The sequence below is a fragment of the Mesorhizobium sp. M4B.F.Ca.ET.214.01.1.1 genome, from assembly GCF_004791545.1.
GTDB lineage: Bacteria > Pseudomonadota > Alphaproteobacteria > Rhizobiales > Rhizobiaceae > Mesorhizobium > Mesorhizobium abyssinicae.
This window is the reverse complement of sequence record NZ_SRUX01000093.1, coordinates 1-398: the sequence shown is the minus strand read 5'-3', so window position 1 is coordinate 398 and position 398 is coordinate 1. Positions and strand designations below refer to the sequence as shown.

At 63.3% G+C, this 398-nt stretch carries 1 pseudogene; it reads left to right on the top strand.

The features are described 5' to 3' along the window. Positions 1 to 398: pseudogene (locus tag EN857_RS33445) on the top strand (DNA repair exonuclease); the annotation flags it as partial.

Sequence of the window (398 nt, the reverse complement as noted above, 5' to 3'; positions counted from 1 at the left end):
CTGGCACTTGGCGACTGGCACGGACCCGTCACCATCAATGAGCGCAGCCGTTATAGCGGTGCGCCCGAACCTGACCGTTTCAAGCATGATACACCCGGTCAGGCCCTTGTCGTTTCCATTGCCGGGCCTGGCGCCGTGCCCGAGATCGTGGCCGTTGAAACAGCTAGCTTTTCCTGGAAAACCGCTCCCCTGCATCTGCTGTCTGGCGACGACAGCGCCGCGGCATTTGAAGCGTTGCTTCCACCGGCTCATCTGCGGCGTCAGACTTTGCTGCGAATTGCCGCGTCTGGCCGGGTGCGGTTAAGTGGGCGAACGATCCTTCAAGCGGCGATCGCGGTAGCCGCGCCCGACTTCGCCTATCTGGAACTGGACGGGGACGGGCTCGCGACCGACTGCGA